Here is an 18,878-nt window from a genome sequence, read left to right on the forward strand (position 1 = left end):
AGGAGAAAAGCATGTCATTACTAGATGTTCAACATATCAAAAAAATCTACAAAACCCGCTTTCAAGGAACGCAGGTCGAAGCCTTAAAGGATATTCACTTCACCGTGGAAAAGGGTGAGTACGTGGCTATTATGGGGGAATCAGGATCCGGGAAATCGACCCTTCTCAATATCCTAGCCATGCTGGACCAACCAACTGAAGGACGGGTCTACCTCAATGGCACGGACACCTCAACCATCAAGAACAAGGATGCGTCCAGCTTCCGCCGAGAAAAACTAGGATTCGTCTTTCAAGATTTCAACCTGCTCGATACCTTGTCTGTCAAGGACAATATCCTCTTGCCTCTCGTCCTCTCACGCAGACCGGTCAAGGAAATGATGACTAAGGTGGATAGCGTGAGTCGGGAACTGGGCATTCACCAGCTTCTAGAGAAATACCCTTACGAAATCTCTGGTGGGCAAAAACAACGGGTGGCTGTAGCACGGGCCATCATCACCTCACCTGAAATTCTCCTTGCTGATGAGCCAACAGGGGCGCTGGATTCTAAGTCTTCGGCTGCTCTTCTAGATGTCTTTGAAGATATCAATAGCATGGGGCAAACCATCCTCATGGTGACCCACTCAACCGCAGCAGCTGCTCGGGCCAAGCGCGTGCTCTTTATCAAGGATGGGATCCTTTACAACCAGATTTTCCGTGGGGAAAAGACGGAGCGTCAGATGTTTCAAGAAATCTCAGATACTCTGACAGTCATGGCAAGTGAGGTGGAGTAGATGTTTCGATTAACCACTAAACTAGCTTGCTCCAATCTGATCAAGAACCGCAAGCTCTATTATCCCTTTGCGATTGCGGTCATTCTCGCAGTGACCATCGCTTACCTCTTTGACTCCCTGACCTTTAATCCCCGCATTTCCGAGCTTCGAGGGGGCTCTTCTATAGTGTTCACTCTCAGCTTGGGATTCTTCGTGGTCAATGCGGCGGGAGCTATCATCGTGCTCTATGCCAATAGCTTCGTCATGAAAAATCGCTCCAAGGAGCTGGGAATCTACAGCATGCTGGGTCTTGAGAAACGCCATCTCATCAGCATGATCTTCAAGGAACTCTTGATGTTTGGCTTTCTAACCATCTCAGCCGGAGTCTTGATTGGAGCCCTCTTTGACAAGCTGATCTTTGCCTTTCTCTTGAAACTCATGAAGATGAAGGTCCAGCTAGTATCTACCTTCCAACCTGGGATTGTCATCTTGGTCTTTGTCACCTTTGGTCTCATCTTTGGACTTTTGATTCTTCTCAATGCTTGGCGCATTCTCCGTTTGAATGCCTTGCAGTTGACGCGTGAGAAATCTAGTGGCGAAAAGAAAGCCCGCTTTTTGTGGCCTCAAACCATCCTGGGCTTAGCAGCTCTTGCTTTTGGCTACTACCTAGCTGTGTCTGTCAAAGACCCCATTATTGCGCTTGTGACCTTCTTTCTAGCCGTTATCCTGGTCATGATCGGGACCTACCTGCTCTTTAATGCTGGGATCACCGTTTTCTTGCACCTGCTTAAGAAAAAGAAGGCCTATTATTACCAACCCAACAACATGATCTCGGTCTCTAACCTTATCTATCGCATGAAGAAAAATGCAGTGGGACTTGCGACCATTGCCATCCTCTCGACCATGGTGCTGGTGACCATCTCTGCTGCGACCAACATCTATATGGGTGGTGAAATGATCAAGAAAATCATGAATCCACATGATTTTTCCATTCAAGGAAAAGGAGTGGATTTGGAGCAAATCAATCAGAAATTTGATGAATTTGCCTCTGAACACCATCTCGAGATCAAGAATCGTGACCTGATGTCCTATGCTACCTTTGGAGTTAAATCACAAAAGGGCACAGACTTCACCGTCTATCCTGACGATGAGAACGATGTCAGACCGAGAACAGTCTTTCTGGTCTTTGATGTAGCCAGCTATGAGCACATGACCGGAGAAGAGGTCGATCTGACTGGCAACCAAGTCATTCTCTTTGCCCATAACAAAGCTCTTAAAGGACAAAAGCAGTTCACTATCAATGGGCAAGACTTCCAAGTCAAGGAAGAAGTGAGCAAGGATTTTATCACCGATCACGTGCCCAACATGTATAACATGCTGACGGAGGATTTCAATTACCTGATCGTACCTGACCTTTCAGCCTTTGTTGCCAAGTTTCCGAACCTTGCTGTCGTTACCCAAATCTATGGTGGTTTCAATGTCAATGTCGATGAAGACCAGCAGCTCAAGTTAGCAGCTAGTTATGACAAGATGATCGATGAATTGAGTAGCCAACAGGGCCAAGGAACATTTATCTATGGAGGTAACCGAGCCAATGATGTGGCAGGGTTGAATAGCCTCTTTGGTGGTATCTTCTTTATCGGTATTTTCTTGTCATTGATCTTTATGGTCGGAACCGTCATCGTCATTTACTACAAGCAAATCTCAGAAGGCTATGAAGACCGTGACCGCTTCGTCATCCTCCAACAGGTAGGGCTCGATGAACACGAGGTCAAACGGACCATCAACCGTCAAGTGCGGACTGTCTTCTTCCTCCCTCTCATCTTTGCCTTTATCCACCTGGCCTTTGCCTACCATATGATCCGACTCATTCTTAAAGTCCTCGGTGTCATCAATAGTGGCCAAGTCCTCGTCGTGACCCTCAGCGTCTGCGCTGTCTTTCTCATCACCTACCTGATCGTCTTTTGGATCACCTCTCGGAGCTATCGTAAGATTGTGCAGATTTAAGAAAAGAAGCTCGAATCAAATTAGAAACTTTCCTTAGGTGAGTACGGACGTCAGCGAACTTTATAGAAGTTCCATGACTTAGTTTTGGACCTAAGGTTCCAAAACTCCCGAGTGCCTGAAACAATTATGTTTCAGGCACTTTTCTCACAGCGGAAAGTTTCAATATACTCTAATAATAATCAGATATTATTTGGATATTTTTGCACAATAATCCAGCATAGGTTATTCAAAGAAAAGAATTGTCAATTTTTTTAGCTTGCTCATAGCGGGCTTTTTTGTACGAAAACCGACTGCGATTGTTTTTGTTTTTCAAAGGGATACACAAAAAAGACTGAACCCGTAGAGTTCAGTCTTTGTTCACTTTCTATTAAAGTGATGTAAGGAAAGTCAATCCCCCTAGGATGACACCTGCCGAATTCGGAATGATCAAAATCCAGTCTTTTTTAGGTTCCTTTGTCCAACCATAAATGACCCAGATCAAGCAAGAAATAGCAGCTGACAAGGGTTGGAAAGGTTGGGCCTTATTTCCCTGTAAATTAGCAATAATTTGTGGGATGTAGGCAATGAAAACGATAATCCCAATAAAGGCACCGATCGAGCCAACGATTTGGTTGATTTTTTGTTTATTCATAAAATTTTACCTCTGTGTATTAAAATAGCATAAGTAGGAAGAAAATGCAATTAATTTGCATGCTATGCAAGATGAAAATGATTACATTCGCACAAAATTAGACAATGTGTCAAAAAATGGCAACTAGAGAGAAGACTCTCTCGAAAAGAAATCCATCTTCCTGCAAAATCACAAGATTGTGACACTTTACAGTTCGGTAACATTTGAAAAAAAGACTTGAATTTGTAAAGGACAAAAGGTAGAATAGTGCATACTTTAAAGAAAGAAAAGGAAATGGTAGTTTCAAAATGAATGAAAAACAAATGAAAATTCTTGGTTGGGTTGCGACCTTTATGTCTGTTATGATGTATGTGTCTTACTTCCCACAAATCATGGATAACCTTGCAGGTCACAAAGGGAACTTTGTTCAACCCCTTGTCGCAGCCATCAACTGTAGCCTTTGGGTTTACTACGGACTCTTCAAAAAAGAACGCGATATTCCACTTGCTGCAGCTAATGCACCAGGGATCATCTTTGGTTTGATCACAGCGATCACAGCCTTGTAATTAATTAAAAAAGCTGGACAAAAGTCTGGCTTCTTTTTTTATGACTTCACTCATTTCCATGGTATAATGGGAGGACTATTCATAGAGAAGATCAAAAGGAGACAAGAGTGGATCAAAAACATCACTGTCAAGTCCTATGGGCGAAAAATAAATACCTGGTGCTCAGTCGTTCGAGTAATATCTACAAGGAAATCCGGGAATACCTCAAGCGAGACCAGGTGGAGGTCAGCCACGTCGAGGACCTGATCCAGCAAGCGCTGGCCTTGCCAGAAAATCGTGGCCAGGTCTCCAATGCCTTTCAGCATATCTGGGGCTATTTCAAAAAGCAGGCGACTGCAGAGGAAAAGGCGGACTTTATGCTGCTACTTGAGAAATACCAGCATGGCCAAGCTAGCCAAGAGGATCTCATCAAGGGAATCCAGACTCTCCTTGAGCGCTACCCGAATCGCTACTTACAAGACTCGACGCTACTAGGAGGTCAATAGATGAGACTCTGGCACCAAGACTTGATTCCCAAACTCCCTCGTCCCCAACTCCTGGGCCAACATCGGGAATGCTGCGCCCTTCGAGGCAATGGCTGGGGCAAGAAGCACGCGACGGTCAACTATGTCTTTGACTACTCACCCTATCGCCTCTATGCTTATCACTGCCTGATTATGGAGGAGATGACGGCTCGTGGCTACAAGGTTAGCCCAGAGTGGTGGGAATCAACCTACCGAGGCAAGACCTGCCCAGCTTATTCAGAACTGGAAGAGGAAGCCTTGAGCATCCCCATCTATCCCGAGCATCAGGACACTTACCTCCAAGAATGCCTGGATAACCTAGCAGAAAAAGGGATTCAACTAGATTAAGAATAAACGAACCAGACCAGGTTCGTTTTTTTGCGCCAAATCCCAACAAAATGCTTTGAAAGCGTTAATTTCTTTCCCAAACATGCTATAATAATAGGAGATTATGTACAGGAAAAGGATAGACGGATGAAAGAATTAATCGACTTAATTAATCAATTTAGAGATGAACGTGACTGGAGAAAGTTTCATAATGAAAAAGATTTAGCCATTTCGATTTCACTAGAAGCGAGCGAATTGTTGGAACTATTTCAGTGGAAACAATCAGAGGAAGTAGTTGAAAAGTCATTAAAAGAAATCAAAGAAGAACTTGCGGATGTTTTTATGTATTCTTTCATGTTAGCAGATAATTTGAATCTGGATGTAGAAGAAATTATAAAAGAGAAAATTGATATAAATGCAAAAAAATATCCTGTAGAATTAAGCAAGGGAAATAATAAAAAATATACGGACTTGGAGAAAAAATGAGCAATATTCAATCACCCGTAGTTATAGAAATCGATTATTCAAATCGAACATTTGATCAATTAAAAGAAACGATTGCTCCGAAACATTCTAAGCTTATCTTTGATTATCCAACTGTATACATCGTAAACGATGAGAATAAAAACAAGTATAGTGTTTATGTCGGAGAAACAACAGATATCATTCGTAGAACAAATCAGCACCTATCAGATGATATAAAGAAAGACCGAGAAGATTGGCGACAATTTGAACAATCTAAAACCTCTAAAATGTTTGTTATTGGACACAACCATTTCAATAAATCTTTGACCTTGGATATTGAGAATAGGTTAATGCTTTACTTATCAAGTGTTGACCAAGTTGAAAGGGTTCAGAATAGAAGAGGAAATCCTCAAAACCAATATTATACTTCCGAAGAGTTAGACGAGATTTTCTCAAAGATATGGAGAACCCTAAATCGGAAAAACCATTATTTATTCCCAGCAGAAAGTTTTATTCGAAATTCAGCGATATTTAAATCCTCTCCATTTCACAAGTTAACAGATGAACAAGTGAAGGCCAAAAATGAAATATTGCTCAAAATTACATCTGTCATTAGTAAAAATGAAACAGGAGTTCTAATTTTAGTAAAGGGTGATGCTGGTGCAGGGAAAACGGTTTTGATGAGTTCCCTCATCGATGATTTGTTGAATTCTGAAGATACTCAAATGATTCGTGAGAACAATGATATCAATTTGGTTGTGAATCATGATGATCAACTCAGTGTTTACCAAGAAATTGAGAAAAAATTGGAATGGAAGAGTGGATCAAATATTAATGTTGTGATGAAACCAACTCAATTTTTAAATGCTCTGAAAAAAGAAAAAACTGATGCTGGAATTGTAGTGGTTGATGAAGGTCATTTATTATTGACTGCAAAAAATCAAGCCTATTTAGGCGGGAATCATTTAAATGATTTACTCGCTAAATCTAAAGTGGTCGTGTTAGTTTATGATGAAAATCAGATCATGAACAAATCCCAAATATGGACAGATGATGCTTTCTTGAAATTGGAACATGAAGCCAATTTAAAAGGAAATCTCATTACGCTACATAACCAAATGCGTATCCATGCAACTAAAGAAACAGTTGAGTGGATAAGGAACCTGATTGATGTTGGAGTTGTAAATGAGGTTCCAATTGATAATGATTATGATATTAGAGTTTTTGATTCTCCTGAAGAACTTCAAAGTGCAATCAAGGAAAAAAATGATAATCAGAGTTTAGGGATTTCACGCTTAACAGCAACCTATGATTGGGAATATAGTAGTCAATCAAAACCGAAGGATTCTGACTATTGGTGTGTCCGTATCGGAGACTGGTCTTGTCCGTGGAACAGACAACTTGCAAAAGAAAAAGAATCTAAACATTTATCCTGGATAGAGCAGTCTCAAACGATTCATGAAATTGGCTCAACATTTACCGTTCAGGGATTTGATCTAAATTATGTGGGAGTTATCATTGGCCCATCTGTCAAATATAGAGACGGGAAAATTATTTTTGATATAAGTGAAAGCAAAAATAAAAGTGCTGTTCAAAACAGAAAACTTGAATCAGGTGAAATGATTAATTACGGAGAAACATTATTGCGAAATGAGTTAAATGTTTTGTTAACCCGTGGAGTTAACGGGCTATACGTCTATGCGGTTGATGAAGAACTTCAACAAGCTTTAAAAAATGCGACAAAATAAGATGCTTCCTATTTCCCAAATTTTTTTCGAATAATAGAAGTAGAGGGACCTTCCCTCTATTTTTTATCGAAAAGGAGCAGGGATGCAGAAAAGACACGCGCATGTATCGCCGACCTTGGATATCATGGCCAAGAAGATTTTTAGTTTGCCGGAGGTGACGGCAGCATTTATTCGGGACATTTTGGAGCTGGATGTGGCGGACGCTCAGATAGTGGAAGGAAGCCAGCCACACAGCATGGCCTATGAGGAGGATGACTTGTTCTCCACTGCGGTGGATGTGAGAGCCAAGCTCCATGATGGAACCGAGGTGATCATCGAGATCCAGATTCGCAAGCAGCAGTATTTCTTGAATCGGTTCCATTACTATTTGGCCAATCAGCTGGTGGAGAATGTGCAAAAACTGCGCCAGCAAGGCCAGACTCATAAGATGTACGAGCAGATGGAGCCCGTCTATGGAATTGCCATTTTGGAGAAGTCGCTCTTACTAGACGAAGAGGCCGCCATCAATAAATACTGGCTGACCAATAGCCGGTCTGGCAAGCAACTCAAGGCTTATTATAAAAATGGCAAGCACCAAAATCTTCTGCAGGTTGCCTTTTTAGAGCTAGACAAGTATAATAAAGATGAGAACCTGACAGATGCAGGCAGACAGTGGCTAGAGTTTTTTGGGAATCTTCCCTTCACAAAAGCTCCCAGTCAGGCAGTAGCCCATGCAGATTCATTACTGGATTCATCTAGCTGGACCAAGGAGGAGAAGACCATGATAGACGAGCGTATTCGTATTCAAGAAAATTATGATATGACCCTGGAGACGGCGATAGACGAAGCGCGTGAAGAAGGTTTGGTACAAGGTCGTAAACAGTTGGTATGCGAGATGATCTCACGAGGAATGACACCTGATCTGATATCAGAGATGACAGGTTTGTCGCTTGAAGAGATTGAGACTCTTCTTTCCTGAGTCGTTAAAAGAGGCAGTGCCTCTTTTCTTTTTTGAAAAAACTTGAAAATTTTCCCATTTTTTCAATCCGCCTTTCTAGAATTGTGGTAGAATAGAGTCAACAAAGAGTTATCCTCACCAACAGTGTGATCGATACTAGAAAAGAGGATTCTGATGACAAGAAAAATTGGTATTATTGGTTTGGGGCATGTGGGTGCGACCTTGGCCCACAGCATGATTTTGAAACACACCTGTGATCACTTGGTCTTGATTGATACCAATGAGAAAAAGGTCAAGGCAGATGCCTTGGATTTTTGTGATACGGTTGCCAATACGGGGTATCCGGTGCATATCACGGTCAATGACTACGCGGCTTTAAAAGATGCGGATGTCGTGGTGTCGACTCTTGGAAATATCGAGTTGCAGGCTAATAACACAGATGACCGTTTTGCGGAGCTTCCTTTTACTAGCAAGCAAGTAGTGCAAGTGGCGCGTGATCTGAAGGCTTCTGGCTTTAGTGGGGTCTTATTGGTCGTGACCAATCCGGTCGATGCTGTAACTCAACTCTATCAACAATATACCGGCCTTCCAAAAGAGCAGGTGATTGGGACAGGGACCTTACTGGACACAGCTCGAATGAAGCGTGCAGTCGCTGATCGTTTGCAGGTTTCTCCTGCTAGTGTATCAGGCTACAATCTTGGTGAGCATGGAAATTCTCAATTTGTCGCTTGGAGTCAGGTCCGTGTCAAAGGACATGCTATTACCGATCTCTTCTCTCAAGAAGAGCTTGACGCCATCAACTACGAGTCCTTGCGCGGTGGCCACACGGTCTTCTTTGGCAAATTCTATACCAATTTTGGGATTGCTGCGGCAGCCCAACGCTTGGCAGAAGCTGTGATCAATGATAGCCACGAGGAAATGCCAGTGTCTAACTATCGTCCAGAATATGGAACCTATCTTGGCTACCCAGCAATTGTAGGTCGAAAAGGAATTCTTGAACGATTGGACTTGCATTTGACAGAAGAAGAAAAAGAAAAATTGCTCCATTCAGCCGAAACTATCAAAGAAAATACACGAAAAGGATTAGAGCATGCATAAAAGCAAAGAGAGTGGGACAGAAATCGGTAATTCGTTAGAATTTGATTTCGTCGTCCCACCTCCGCACAGTTGAGTAGGGCTGTAAAAGCTGATGAAATCAGCGTAGTAGAGCCCACTCAACCACTGCGTCTTGCTCGACAATCCAAAAATAATTGAGAGGCTAGGACTTTTGTCCCAGCCTCTTTTTCTGCAATTTTTTCGAATGGTATAAGTGAGGGGACTCCCTACACGAAATCATTGGAGGTTGCTATGAAAAAACGACACGAGTATGTATCGCCCACCTTGGATTTAATGGCGAAAAAGATTTTTAGTCTGCCGGATGTGACAGCCAAATTCATCCGCGAAGTATTGGATCTGCCAGTAGAGTCCGTTGAGATTTTAGAAGGAGACCAGATCCATGAGCAGGGGTTTTTAGGAGATCTTCCTTTTGAGACATCCGTCGATGTGAGAGCAAGACTAGATAGCGGGCTTGAAGTGATCATTGAGATTCAAGTTTTGAAGCAAGAGTATTTCTTGAATCGTTTCCACTATTATTTAGCCAATCAACTGGTAGATAATGTCCAACGCAAGCGAAAGAAAGGAGCGACCCATTCTATGTACCAGGAGCTGGAGCCGGTCTATGGGATCGCTATCCTGGAGCGAAGTATTTTTCCTCATTTAGATTCACCCGTCAATGTCTATGAAATGCGCCATACGGTAGATGGGACACCTCTTTATAGCTCTCGAAAGGATGGAGTAGCGCACAATATGTTAAAGGTTGCCTTTTTAGAGTTGGATAAGTATAATGAAAGTAGAGATACGGAGTTGAATGCTCACTGGAGACAATGGCTTGAATTTTTTGGCAATCGACCATTCAGTCATCAACCAGATCAAGTGATCGAGCAGGCAGAATCACTCCTGATCCCATCAAATTGGACAAGGGAGGAAAAAGAAATGATTGATGAACGGATTCGTATCAGAGAAAATTGGGAGATGAGCATGGATACCTTTCGGAAAGAACAACTGGAAGCCGGTTTTCAGAAAGGGTTGAAAAAAGGTCTTGAACAGGGCCTCGAACAAGGTCTTGAACAAGGTCTCGAGCGTGGTCTCGAACAGGGATTGGAACAAGGTAGACAAGAAGGCATGGAGCTGGGAGTTCAAGCTGGTCAGCAGTCTCTGATTCAAAAACTATCTTTGAAGGGGATGAGTATCGAGATGATTGCTGAAATGACAGATTTATCCCGCGAATCCATCAAAAAAATGTTGGCTACTGATTCGTCTAACGAGGAGTAGTAGCGCGAACAGAATTTGAGGAACAAAGAAACTTTGAGAATTATCTTGCTTAGAAAAAAGTAGTTCTAAAATGGATTGTAAAGATCGTCAGGAGTTCGTTATTCTTGGATCTTGATCCTCTAAAGATTTATACGGTTATGATTTATTGAAGGTTGGAAACTTTTATCCAACCTTTTTTTCTCACTCCTCTTGGCCCATCTTTAGTGAAATGGAATAAAAGTTTAAAAAATCCGAGTTGTAATCCTTGACATTACATTACGATCATGTATAATAGCTATTGTAACAAATAATCTTACAACAAGAGAGGGTCTTATCATGACAAACTTTACAGATTTACAAGCAAAACGCCGTTCTATCTATGCATTAGGAAAAGATGTGGAACTTTCAAATCAAGAATTAGTTGATACTATCCAAGGGGCAGCTCTTGAAACACCAACAGCTTTTAATTCACAAACATCACGTGTGGTGATTTTGTTGGATAAAGAATCAGATGCCTTCTGGAATGAGATTGCTTATTCAGAGCTTGAAAAAGTAACACCTGCAGAAGCCTTTGAAGGAACAAAAGAACGTTTGGCAGGTTTTGCCCAGGCTAAGGGAACCATTCTCTTCTATGAAGACCAAGATGTGGTGAAAGGCCTTCAAGAGCAATTCCCGCTTTATGCAGAAAACTTCCCAATTTGGTCAGAACAAGGTCACGGAATCGCTCTTTATGCTACATGGTTGGCTTTAGCTGAGAAAAATATCGGTATGAATGTGCAACACTACAATCCACTTGTCGATGCTCAATTAGCTGAAAAATATGACATTCCAGCTAACTGGAAGCTTCGTGCCCAAGCACCGTTTGGTCAAATCGTCGCACCAGCAGGAGATAAGGACATCCAAACAGAAGGACGTTTTAAAGTCTTCGGAAATAACTAATCCATTAGTTTGAATCATTTATCTAAAAAAGCTGAGACAGAAGTCTCAGCTTTTTAGATACTAAAGAGTTGTCCGAAGAAGTATGTCACACCCATGGTGAGAAGGCCAATGATGAGGTTGCGAAGCATGGCTGGCTTGGTTGGTGCTTTTCCCAGTTTTGCACTGGTATAGCCAGTGAAGATCAAGGATAGTCCAACAACGAAGACCGTCACCGGGATGCGATAGGCAGTTGGAAAGAGAATAATAGAGAGCATTGGAGGAAGGGAACCAACCGAAAAAGCAAGAAAGCTAGATGCAGCAGCATGCCAAGGATTGGTAAACTCCTCATATTCGATACCATATTTCTCTTCGACCAGGGCTTTGAGGGGATGTTTCAGAAAGGCCCGTTCTGTCAAAATCTTTGCGGAAGTTTCGCATTCTCCATTTTGAAGATAAGCGTGGTAGAGAGATTCTCTCGCTAACTTTGGATCGCGATCCAACAAGGCTTGTTCGCGGTTCACAGCGGCTTCTTCCGTGTCTTTTTGTGTGGAAACAGAGACATACTCACCGCCCGCCATCGAGAAAGCACCTGCCAAAATCGCCGATAAGCCAGAAAGAAAAATGATCCAGATGTTTGGTGTGGCACTGGCTACCCCGATCACCACCCCAGCTATAGAAATAATCCCATCATTGGCCCCGAGAACAGCGGCTCTCAAGATATTCAAGCGGTCGTTAAATGATTCATCTACTCCATGTTTCATTTCAGTCATACAATATCTCCTTCATCTTATTTAGAATGATTATAAATAAAATACAAAAAGAAAGCAAGGATTTTAACTCAAATGATAAAAGTTCGACAATTTAATGGAAATTATAGGTGTAATGTTTGACATTACACCTAAATAGGATATAATGTAATATATATTGTTACAACATAGGGGGGAGAAAATGGTTTACGCATATAATAGTGAGATTTACCTCGCAGAAGCAGTGCTAAATGTTAAGGATTTAGCTCGTCAGACGGCCTTTTATACACAGATTATAGGACTTGAAATCCGAACCCAAACGGAAACCGAAGTTATTTTGGGGGCAGGGGGAAAAGACTTAGTGCATCTGATTCAAACTAATCGTAAAGAAGCGGTTCAGTCCAGTTATGGCCTTTACCACATGGCCATTTTGTTGCCGTCTCGCGAGGACCTAGCAGATGTGTTTAAACACATTGCGGAATTGAATTATCCGTTTATTGGGGCAGCAGACCACGGCTATAGTGAAGCTCTTTATCTGGAAGATCCAGAAGGAAATGGCATCGAACTCTATAGAGATAAACCTGTTGCCGACTGGGATATTCGGGAAGATGGCCGCATCATTGGGGTGACAGAGGAACTCTCAGCACAAGAAATTTATGACATGGGCCGAAAGGTAGAGCCTTTTGTCATTGCGCCAGATACCCGCATGGGGCATATCCACTTATCGGTCAAGGATAGCCAGCTAGCAACAACTTTTTACCAAGCCGTTTTGGACCTATCTAATAAGTTCACGATTCCATCTGCCAGCTGGATTGCTTCAGGAGACTACCACCATCACCTAGCTGTCAATGAATGGGGTGGAAAAGCTTTAGCCAAGCGTGAAAAAGATATGCCTGGCCTTGCCTATTACGTCGTTGAAGTGGCAAACAAGGAAGGCCTAGTTACCATCGCAGAGAGGGCAAAAGCCTATGGGGCTCCTGTCAAATGGTTGAGCTCTAATGATTTTACCTTTGAGGATCCTGATGGCATTGTCACACGGGTCAGAAAAGGATAATAAAAAAACAGCAAATCTTGCTGTTTTTGATGAGATAAATTAGTTCGTTTCATTTTCTTTTCCCACAACCCAAAATAAGAGAAGAAGTTGGAAGATGCCTAAGGCAAATAGGACCATGAAACCGTTGCGACTTCCTTTAGCAGTGGCTTGGGTGAAGTCCATCTTTTGATTAGCTTGGCTCATGGCAACAATCAGCGAAGCCAGGGTTGTTCCGACAGCGCCTGCAAATTGTTGCAGGGTGTTAAAGATCGCGTTCGCATCAGGTTGCTCTTCTAGAGAGAGTTGTTTTTGTCCGTTGGTCATGATATTGCCGAAGGCCAGCCCCATACCGGTCATGAAGATCATGTAAAAGACAAGAATCAAGACATTTGATAACTTCAAGCCAAAGAGTGTGAAGAAGAAATGAGCCAGAAGAATCAAACCAGCTCCAAGGAGAATTGGTTTGCGGGCGCCTAGTTTATCTAGAATGAGACCGGAGAAAGGAGCAAAACCTGCTCCAATGATGGCTCCTGGAAGTAGCATCAAGGCTGCAAGCGTGGTGCTCGAGTGGTTGACTAATTGGTCATAATTGGGCAAGAGGAAACTCATGGCCAGAGATCCTAATTGGAAAGTGAAAAAGGCAAGAACATGGCCAGTGAGGAGATGGTTCTTTAAGATGGCAAGGTTGATAATGGGAGTCTCTAACTGATTGGACCGCCAGACTAAGAGAACCAGTCCCAAAGCCCCAATCACCAGCCAACCAAGGACAGAAAAACTAAAGAAAGTATGGTCAGATAGGCCGTGAATCCATAAAATCAAGCCTAAAAATGAAGCAATAATAGCGAGAAGGCTCATGATATCAAGGGTTTCTCGTTTGACTGTACTGATTTGTTCAATGGAGCGAAGTCCTGCAACTAGCGAAGCTAGAAGGATCGGGAATTGAACCAAAAAGATGGACCGCCAACCGAAGTTAGCTGTCAAGAGACCACCGACAGTAGGCCCAATGGCGGGAGCGATAGCTGTAATCAGGGTACCCACTCCCATCATGAGACCGATCTTGCGTTTTGGGACCTGCTCTAAAATGATATTAAACATCAGAGGAAGGGCAAAACCAACCCCCATTCCTTGGACCAATCGACCCAAGACCACAAAGCCAAAACTTGGAGCTAGGAAGTCAATGAGAACACCTAAAACAGATAGGAGATTTCCAACTAAAAAGATGGACTTCATTTTGAAAGAGCGCTTGAGGTAGGCAGATAAGGGGACCACACAGGCAACTACTAGAAGATAGATGGTGGTGACCCACTGAACGGTTGCGGTATTGATTTCAAATTCCTTCATCAATATTGGGAAGGTGATATTCATGGCAGTTTCTCCAGCAACCCCGCAAAAAGAAAGGATCCCCGTCGCAAAGATTGCAAACAGGACCTTGGCTGAAATTTTATCTTGTGACATAGGTGTCTGATTCCTCCTAGATCTTCCTAAAGAGATGGACTATGGTGTAAATAATCAGTTGACAATCCATTGTAACGATCTGATTTTCCGTCAGGTAGCATAGCAAGACCAACGGTAACCTGATCCATCGTTTTGTTAGCTAACAAATAGTATAGAGGAAATGAAGACCCCTGTCAAAGAGTTTTTGAAAAGTTTTGAAAATATTAACAGCATTCTCAAAAGACGATGCTTCTCCAAACGAAAGGAAAGGCTCGCCAGTATGGTATAATAATAGAAAAGTAAACGTGAATAAGTCAATCAACTCGAACAGGAGGCCTCATGACCAAGTATTTAGTCCAGAAGTTTTTCTGGTTACGAGAAAAAAGTTTGATTCAAATTTCCCAGAAAACCCTGGTTTCCTTATTTCCTTTTTTTCTATTTTCAGGAATCATTCGGGTGATCGCTCTATCGGTCTTCTCCGATCGAGGCTATATCCATCAGCTCTTTTCGATGGATAGCTGGTTGCCATGGGATCAGGCCATTAGTCAAGTCCTCATTAATTTTTCCAATTTTTTAGGAGGTCTAGCTGGGCCTTTAGTGACCTACTTCGCTGGAAAATATACAGCTGGGCACTATGGTAGAAGTACAGGGACAGCAGGTGTCACCGCTCTTTTGGTCAGCTTGATTGTAGGGTCTCAGGAATTGTTGGTGGGACCGCTCCATGACGGGCAACTGACGCGTATCAACTTACCCGCGACGACCAATATCGTCTTAGCGATTTTTTTAGGCTATCTAATTGGGCAGATCTTTCGTCTATCCAAGGCCAGTGACGACCAGATTGTGGACAAGGATTTCATCTATCAACCCAAGACGGTGCGTCCCATTTTCTTGTCCTTAGTTCTAGGGGTCAGCCTCAATCTTCTTTTGGTTCTTGGAAATCAATTTAATATTTTTCAGACTATCCGACAGTTCTTGGCTTCTCTAACTGTAAGCAGTCATCATCTCCTGTCCACCTTTGTCATGGGACTATTTAGTGGACTATCTGCTTGGTTTGGTAATAGTCAAGCCTTTGCCTTGAACTCAATTGCGGATGATAGCTTTGCCTTGGAAAATCTGACCTACGCTGTGACCCATCATTCAACGACAGGCATTCCTCATCTCTATACCTTGACCAATTTGTACCGCAGTTTTGGTCTGGTGGCTGGTGTCGGCGCCGTCCTAGCCTTATTGGTAGCGATCCTGCTGGTTTCACGAAGTGAAAAGGACAAGAAAGTCAGCCTCCTCAGTCTGTTTCCAAGTCTCTTTAACAATGGGGCTTCTTTCATGGTAGGAATACCGGTCCTTCTCAACCTCCTATATGTGATTCCCTTCTTATTGATCCCTTTGGTGAATATGGGAATAGCAGCTGTAGCTTTGTGCTTCAAGCTGATGCCAGCAGCTGTCTATCCGGTGCCAGATGGGACTCCTAGCCTTCTCTATGCTTTTATTGGAACGGGAGGAAGTCTGAGAGCCTTAGCTGTCAGTATACTTTGTTTTGCCGTCGATGTGCTCCTTTATCTACCATTTGTCCGTATGGGAAATCGTATCCGAAAAGATTTAAAAGTGAAAGGAGAAAGCGATGAAGCCATCTAAAAAAACAGAGATCGTCCTTACTTTGGTCAGTCTTTTCTTAATCGCTTTAGCCATTCCTTCTTATAGCTGGACTCGGACCAATGTTTCAAAAATTGAGAAATTTTATAATTCAAAATTGTCTCCCATCATCATGATCCCGGGAAGCTCTGCGACAGAGAACCGCTTTGATGGCTTGGTGACCAAGCTCAACCAAGACCGCCAAGGAACCAAACACAGTCTGCTCAAGGTTAAAGTTTGGAATGATGGGCATATCACCTATAGTGGAAGTATTGATGCCAAGGACAATGAACCAGTAATTGTGGTTGGTTTTGAAAACAACAAAGATGGCTATAGTAACATTAAAAAGCAAGCCAAACTATTTAATCAAGCCTTCGAAGCCCTTCAAGAAAAATATAATTTTAATAATTTTAAGGGCTTGGGTCATTCCAACGGTGGCTTGATTTATACAGCCTTTATTGAAAATTATCTAGGGGATTATGATGTGGATCTCAAGACCCTTATGACCATCGGAACTCCCTACAATTTCACGGAGACCAATATCAAAAATAAATCTGAGATGTTGGCCGATTTTATCAAGGCCAGAAAAGCTATCCCCACAACCCTTCATATGTATTCAGTAGCAGGGACTATTACCTATGATTCAGATGAGTTGGTTCCGGACGCCAGTGTTTCCGCTGGGAAATATATCTACCAAAACCAGGCAGCTAGCTATACGGAGATTACGGTGACGGGGGAAGATGCCCAGCACTCGGACCTTCCAACCAATGATGAGGTGGTTGCCTTGGTGAAAGAGCATATTGAAAGTAAAACGGATCGTCGAACCAAACCGAATAAAGTAAACTAAGTGTGAAGAAGGGATTCCTTCCTCACCTTTATTTTAGTATAATAAAGATCAGTATGAAAACACGGGAGACTAAAGGAGATCAGATGAAAAGAAAACAATGGATGCAATTGGGCTTAGTGGCTTCGAGTATGGTCCTGTTAACAGGATGTTACCAGAGATACCAGCGCCAGTCCAGTCCTAAAAAAGAGGCTACAACGAGCCAGACTTCAGCAAAAAAACAAGCGAAAAAAGCAGATAACAAACAATTATACCAGTCTGTTTTTTCAGACTATCAAAAGATTTTTGCCACTTCAAAAGATTTAGATGCCATTTCCAAATTGAATAATGCATTAGCCAAGGAAGATCGGATGATCAATAGCTGGGTGATCGAGACCGTGATCAATCAGCCAGATGCCGTTCGCTATGCCTTTAAGGACTTAAATAACGATGGGGTAGATGAGATGATCATCGCCAATCAGCAGACCGATGGAAGCTACTTTGTGACAGGAGTTTATTACCTCAAGGACCAAAAACCGACTCTACTAGCTGAAGGTTTCGTCGCTGGACACGGTGGAGCGCGCAATGCGACGACCCTCTATCAGGGAGGAGAAGTCTTAGAAGTCAGCTGGATGTCTGGAACTGGCCATGGGGTAGCCGTGCTCTCACGGATAGAAAAGACGCCTCATGCTACGATCAAAGTCCAGGAAGAAGAAGTCCAAGTACCGGGGTCAGATCTGACTGCCCTCTTTGGAAAATCGGATGAGGAAAAATGGGATCTCAAGAGGTTTGACTGGCAAACTTTTGACAGCACACCATCAGCGGGAAATAGCCAAAGCCAGGAAAAAACGCCTTGGAATGCAGAAAAATCAGCAAAATTAGCAGAATTTATGAAGACCTGGGGAGAAAAGATGGGACAACCCAACTACCAAAAAGGCATTGCTGGCGGTGATGTAGGACCAGACAACCTCTATACTCTAGGGGAAAATAGCAAGATGGATGCCATTTATACAGAAACTGGTCAGGGAAATGCAAAATACAGAATCGTGGAACGCTATAGCAATTGGGACAAGTATCCAGATGTGCATAGTTATTTCTTTGCCATTACAGATACAGGAGAAGCCATTGTCTTTCATTCTCCCACGACCAATGGTGGAAAGATGTATCTAAAACCAACGGACAACAAGGAACTTCAACAAGAGTTCAATCAATTACTTCATCAATGAAAAAAAGAAATACGGGCTTATTCAGTTCTTTCAATCATTCATCAAAGATTGGACGTTTTGTCTAATCTTTTATTTTATATGCGGAATGAATAAAAATTTATTTTCTGGTTTTTGTGAATAGGACGGAAAAATATGTTAAGAGTTAGTGATAAAAGTCGGTATAAAAAGGATTGAGTACATAAAATATTTGACAATAAAAAGATTTCATTTTAAAATATAATTAATCAATATCTATAGGAGAAAAAATTATGAAAAAACTTCTTACAGCGGGCGTGGCCCTCTTATCAGTTGCAACGTTAGCAGCATGTTCTGGTAAAACTGCTTCGGAATCATCTAGCAAAGATGCAAAGGCTTCTTCTAGTAAGGTAGAAAAATCATCTACTTCAGAAAGCAAATCAAGCAGTTCATCAAAATCATCTAAATCAGCAACTTCTTCAACAAATATCCCTGAAATTGTATTGTTGACAGATGAAGAAATCGACAGTGCAAAAACAATCGGAGATATGAAGAATCTTTATAGCAAATTAGTTGAAAACTATAAGAAATATGCACAAGATATTGGCCAACAAATTCCAGAGGCTCAGAGAGATGTGTATACTCAACAAGTGGATCCGGCTATTAAGGTCTTGGATGACTCAAAAACTCAATTTGATAAGATGCTTTCAAGCGTAGGTCCTGATAGTACGACTGTTCCTGAACAAGGACGTACGACTTTCTTACAACAAGTGAAAACATCTCGTGATACAATGAAACAAGCTCTTGAAAGTGCATATAAAATGGTTGCACCTTATACATCGGCTCAGTAATG

Annotated in this window: 19 protein-coding genes; 16 read left to right on the forward strand and 3 right to left on the reverse strand. The window is 42.2% G+C overall.

Features of this window, described 5'->3' with window-relative positions; genetic code table 11:
- The first annotated feature begins 11 nt into the window (after nt 1-11).
- The gene (locus O3602_RS03240) at nt 12-770 is read left to right on the forward strand and encodes an ABC transporter ATP-binding protein (protein ID WP_187540860.1); all 759 of its coding nucleotides are present in this window, start codon (nt 12-14) and stop codon (nt 768-770) included.
- Complete coding sequence (locus O3602_RS03245) at nt 771-2,756, forward strand: ABC transporter permease (RefSeq protein WP_270298845.1); 1,986 nt, start codon at nt 771-773, stop codon at nt 2,754-2,756.
- Nucleotides 2,757-3,123: 367 nt separating this feature from the next.
- Here the strand turns inward: O3602_RS03245 and O3602_RS03250 are convergent, their stop codons facing one another.
- Nucleotides 3,124-3,387: a SemiSWEET family transporter gene (locus O3602_RS03250; RefSeq protein WP_003012241.1), complete on the reverse strand. Its 264-nt coding sequence runs from the start codon at nt 3,385-3,387 to the stop codon at nt 3,124-3,126.
- Between the two features lie 287 nt (nt 3,388-3,674).
- On the opposite strand from O3602_RS03250, the gene O3602_RS03255 reads away from it, so the two are divergent.
- From O3602_RS03255 to O3602_RS03295, 9 genes are all read left to right on the forward strand, one after another.
- Nucleotides 3,675-3,932 carry a SemiSWEET family transporter gene (locus O3602_RS03255; protein WP_003006102.1) on the forward strand — a complete coding sequence of 86 codons (258 nt, stop codon included), beginning with the start codon at nt 3,675-3,677 and terminating at the stop codon, nt 3,930-3,932.
- Between the two features lie 107 nt (nt 3,933-4,039).
- The gene (locus O3602_RS03260; RefSeq protein ID WP_247913872.1) at nt 4,040-4,417 is read left to right on the forward strand and encodes a YbgA family protein; all 378 of its coding nucleotides are present in this window, start codon (nt 4,040-4,042) and stop codon (nt 4,415-4,417) included.
- Nucleotides 4,418-4,783 carry a TIGR02328 family protein gene (locus O3602_RS03265; protein ID WP_371611138.1) on the forward strand — a complete coding sequence of 122 codons (366 nt, stop codon included), beginning with the start codon at nt 4,418-4,420 and terminating at the stop codon, nt 4,781-4,783. It abuts the gene before it with no gap.
- Between the two features lie 126 nt (nt 4,784-4,909).
- Nucleotides 4,910-5,248: a nucleotide pyrophosphohydrolase gene (locus tag O3602_RS03270; RefSeq protein WP_003006111.1), complete on the forward strand. Its 339-nt coding sequence runs from the start codon at nt 4,910-4,912 to the stop codon at nt 5,246-5,248.
- On the forward strand, nt 5,245-6,975 hold the full coding sequence (locus tag O3602_RS03275) for a DUF2075 domain-containing protein (RefSeq protein WP_371611139.1): 1,731 nt from the start codon (nt 5,245-5,247) through the stop codon (nt 6,973-6,975). The genes O3602_RS03270 and O3602_RS03275 overlap by 4 nt, the downstream gene beginning before the upstream one ends.
- 82 nt (nt 6,976-7,057) lie before the next feature.
- Complete coding sequence (locus O3602_RS03280; protein ID WP_371611140.1) at nt 7,058-7,933, forward strand: Rpn family recombination-promoting nuclease/putative transposase; 876 nt, start codon at nt 7,058-7,060, stop codon at nt 7,931-7,933.
- A gap of 153 nt (nt 7,934-8,086) precedes the next feature.
- Nucleotides 8,087-9,010 carry an L-lactate dehydrogenase gene (locus O3602_RS03285; RefSeq protein WP_013903259.1) on the forward strand — a complete coding sequence of 308 codons (924 nt, stop codon included), beginning with the start codon at nt 8,087-8,089 and terminating at the stop codon, nt 9,008-9,010.
- A gap of 249 nt (nt 9,011-9,259) precedes the next feature.
- On the forward strand, nt 9,260-10,282 hold the full coding sequence (locus tag O3602_RS03290) for an Rpn family recombination-promoting nuclease/putative transposase (protein ID WP_003011732.1): 1,023 nt from the start codon (nt 9,260-9,262) through the stop codon (nt 10,280-10,282).
- Between the two features lie 315 nt (nt 10,283-10,597).
- Nucleotides 10,598-11,200, forward strand: a complete 603-nt coding sequence (locus tag O3602_RS03295) for a nitroreductase family protein (protein WP_003011752.1) — start codon at nt 10,598-10,600, stop codon at nt 11,198-11,200.
- A gap of 53 nt (nt 11,201-11,253) precedes the next feature.
- On the opposite strand, the gene O3602_RS03300 is transcribed toward O3602_RS03295, so the two are convergent.
- On the reverse strand, nt 11,254-11,949 hold the full coding sequence (locus tag O3602_RS03300; protein ID WP_003012100.1) for a VIT family protein: 696 nt from the start codon (nt 11,947-11,949) through the stop codon (nt 11,254-11,256).
- Nucleotides 11,950-12,127: 178 nt separating this feature from the next.
- On the opposite strand from O3602_RS03300, the gene O3602_RS03305 reads away from it, so the two are divergent.
- On the forward strand, nt 12,128-12,979 hold the full coding sequence (locus tag O3602_RS03305; RefSeq protein WP_003012132.1) for a VOC family protein: 852 nt from the start codon (nt 12,128-12,130) through the stop codon (nt 12,977-12,979).
- A 39-nt stretch (nt 12,980-13,018) separates the two neighbouring features.
- On the opposite strand, the gene O3602_RS03310 is transcribed toward O3602_RS03305, so the two are convergent.
- Entirely contained in the window at nt 13,019-14,413 is a 1,395-nt protein-coding gene (locus tag O3602_RS03310) for an MFS transporter (protein WP_003011573.1), read from the reverse strand.
- Between the two features lie 318 nt (nt 14,414-14,731).
- Between O3602_RS03310 and O3602_RS03315 the strand changes: the two genes are divergently transcribed.
- The 4 genes from O3602_RS03315 (at nt 14,732) to O3602_RS03330 (ending at nt 18,876) form a co-directional block, all read left to right on the forward strand.
- Complete coding sequence (locus O3602_RS03315; protein ID WP_371611141.1) at nt 14,732-16,024, forward strand: PTS transporter subunit EIIC; 1,293 nt, start codon at nt 14,732-14,734, stop codon at nt 16,022-16,024.
- Nucleotides 16,011-16,868 (forward strand): alpha/beta hydrolase, encoded by an 858-nt coding sequence (locus tag O3602_RS03320; RefSeq protein WP_371611142.1) that lies wholly within the window; start codon nt 16,011-16,013, stop codon nt 16,866-16,868. The genes O3602_RS03315 and O3602_RS03320 overlap by 14 nt, the downstream gene beginning before the upstream one ends.
- A gap of 83 nt (nt 16,869-16,951) precedes the next feature.
- Nucleotides 16,952-18,070, forward strand: coding sequence for a DUF4767 domain-containing protein (locus O3602_RS03325; RefSeq protein ID WP_371611143.1), 1,119 nt, complete (start codon nt 16,952-16,954; stop codon nt 18,068-18,070).
- 248 nt (nt 18,071-18,318) lie between these two features.
- Nucleotides 18,319-18,876 carry a hypothetical protein gene (locus O3602_RS03330; protein ID WP_003012225.1) on the forward strand — a complete coding sequence of 186 codons (558 nt, stop codon included), beginning with the start codon at nt 18,319-18,321 and terminating at the stop codon, nt 18,874-18,876.
- The last annotated feature ends 2 nt before the right edge of the window (nt 18,877-18,878 follow it).

This window comes from Streptococcus sp. 27098_8_186 (assembly GCF_041432055.1).
Lineage (GTDB): Bacteria > Bacillota > Bacilli > Lactobacillales > Streptococcaceae > Streptococcus > Streptococcus dentalis.

Coding starts and splice junctions, on each gene's coding strand:
- O3602_RS03240 (WP_187540860.1), top strand. CDS start 12: ATGTCATTACTAGATGTTCAACATATCAAAAAAATCTACAAAACCCGC.
- O3602_RS03245 (WP_270298845.1), top strand. CDS start 771: ATGTTTCGATTAACCACTAAACTAGCTTGCTCCAATCTGATCAAGAAC.
- O3602_RS03250 (WP_003012241.1), bottom strand. CDS start 3,387: ATGAATAAACAAAAAATCAACCAAATCGTTGGCTCGATCGGTGCCTTT.
- O3602_RS03255 (WP_003006102.1), top strand. CDS start 3,675: ATGAATGAAAAACAAATGAAAATTCTTGGTTGGGTTGCGACCTTTATG.
- O3602_RS03265 (WP_371611138.1), top strand. CDS start 4,418: ATGAGACTCTGGCACCAAGACTTGATTCCCAAACTCCCTCGTCCCCAA.
- O3602_RS03270 (WP_003006111.1), top strand. CDS start 4,910: ATGAAAGAATTAATCGACTTAATTAATCAATTTAGAGATGAACGTGAC.
- O3602_RS03275 (WP_371611139.1), top strand. CDS start 5,245: ATGAGCAATATTCAATCACCCGTAGTTATAGAAATCGATTATTCAAAT.
- O3602_RS03280 (WP_371611140.1), top strand. CDS start 7,058: ATGCAGAAAAGACACGCGCATGTATCGCCGACCTTGGATATCATGGCC.
- O3602_RS03285 (WP_013903259.1), top strand. CDS start 8,087: ATGACAAGAAAAATTGGTATTATTGGTTTGGGGCATGTGGGTGCGACC.
- O3602_RS03290 (WP_003011732.1), top strand. CDS start 9,260: ATGAAAAAACGACACGAGTATGTATCGCCCACCTTGGATTTAATGGCG.
- O3602_RS03295 (WP_003011752.1), top strand. CDS start 10,598: ATGACAAACTTTACAGATTTACAAGCAAAACGCCGTTCTATCTATGCA.
- O3602_RS03300 (WP_003012100.1), bottom strand. CDS start 11,949: ATGACTGAAATGAAACATGGAGTAGATGAATCATTTAACGACCGCTTG.
- O3602_RS03305 (WP_003012132.1), top strand. CDS start 12,128: ATGGTTTACGCATATAATAGTGAGATTTACCTCGCAGAAGCAGTGCTA.
- O3602_RS03310 (WP_003011573.1), bottom strand. CDS start 14,413: ATGTCACAAGATAAAATTTCAGCCAAGGTCCTGTTTGCAATCTTTGCG.
- O3602_RS03315 (WP_371611141.1), top strand. CDS start 14,732: ATGACCAAGTATTTAGTCCAGAAGTTTTTCTGGTTACGAGAAAAAAGT.
- O3602_RS03320 (WP_371611142.1), top strand. CDS start 16,011: ATGAAGCCATCTAAAAAAACAGAGATCGTCCTTACTTTGGTCAGTCTT.
- O3602_RS03325 (WP_371611143.1), top strand. CDS start 16,952: ATGAAAAGAAAACAATGGATGCAATTGGGCTTAGTGGCTTCGAGTATG.
- O3602_RS03330 (WP_003012225.1), top strand. CDS start 18,319: ATGAAAAAACTTCTTACAGCGGGCGTGGCCCTCTTATCAGTTGCAACG.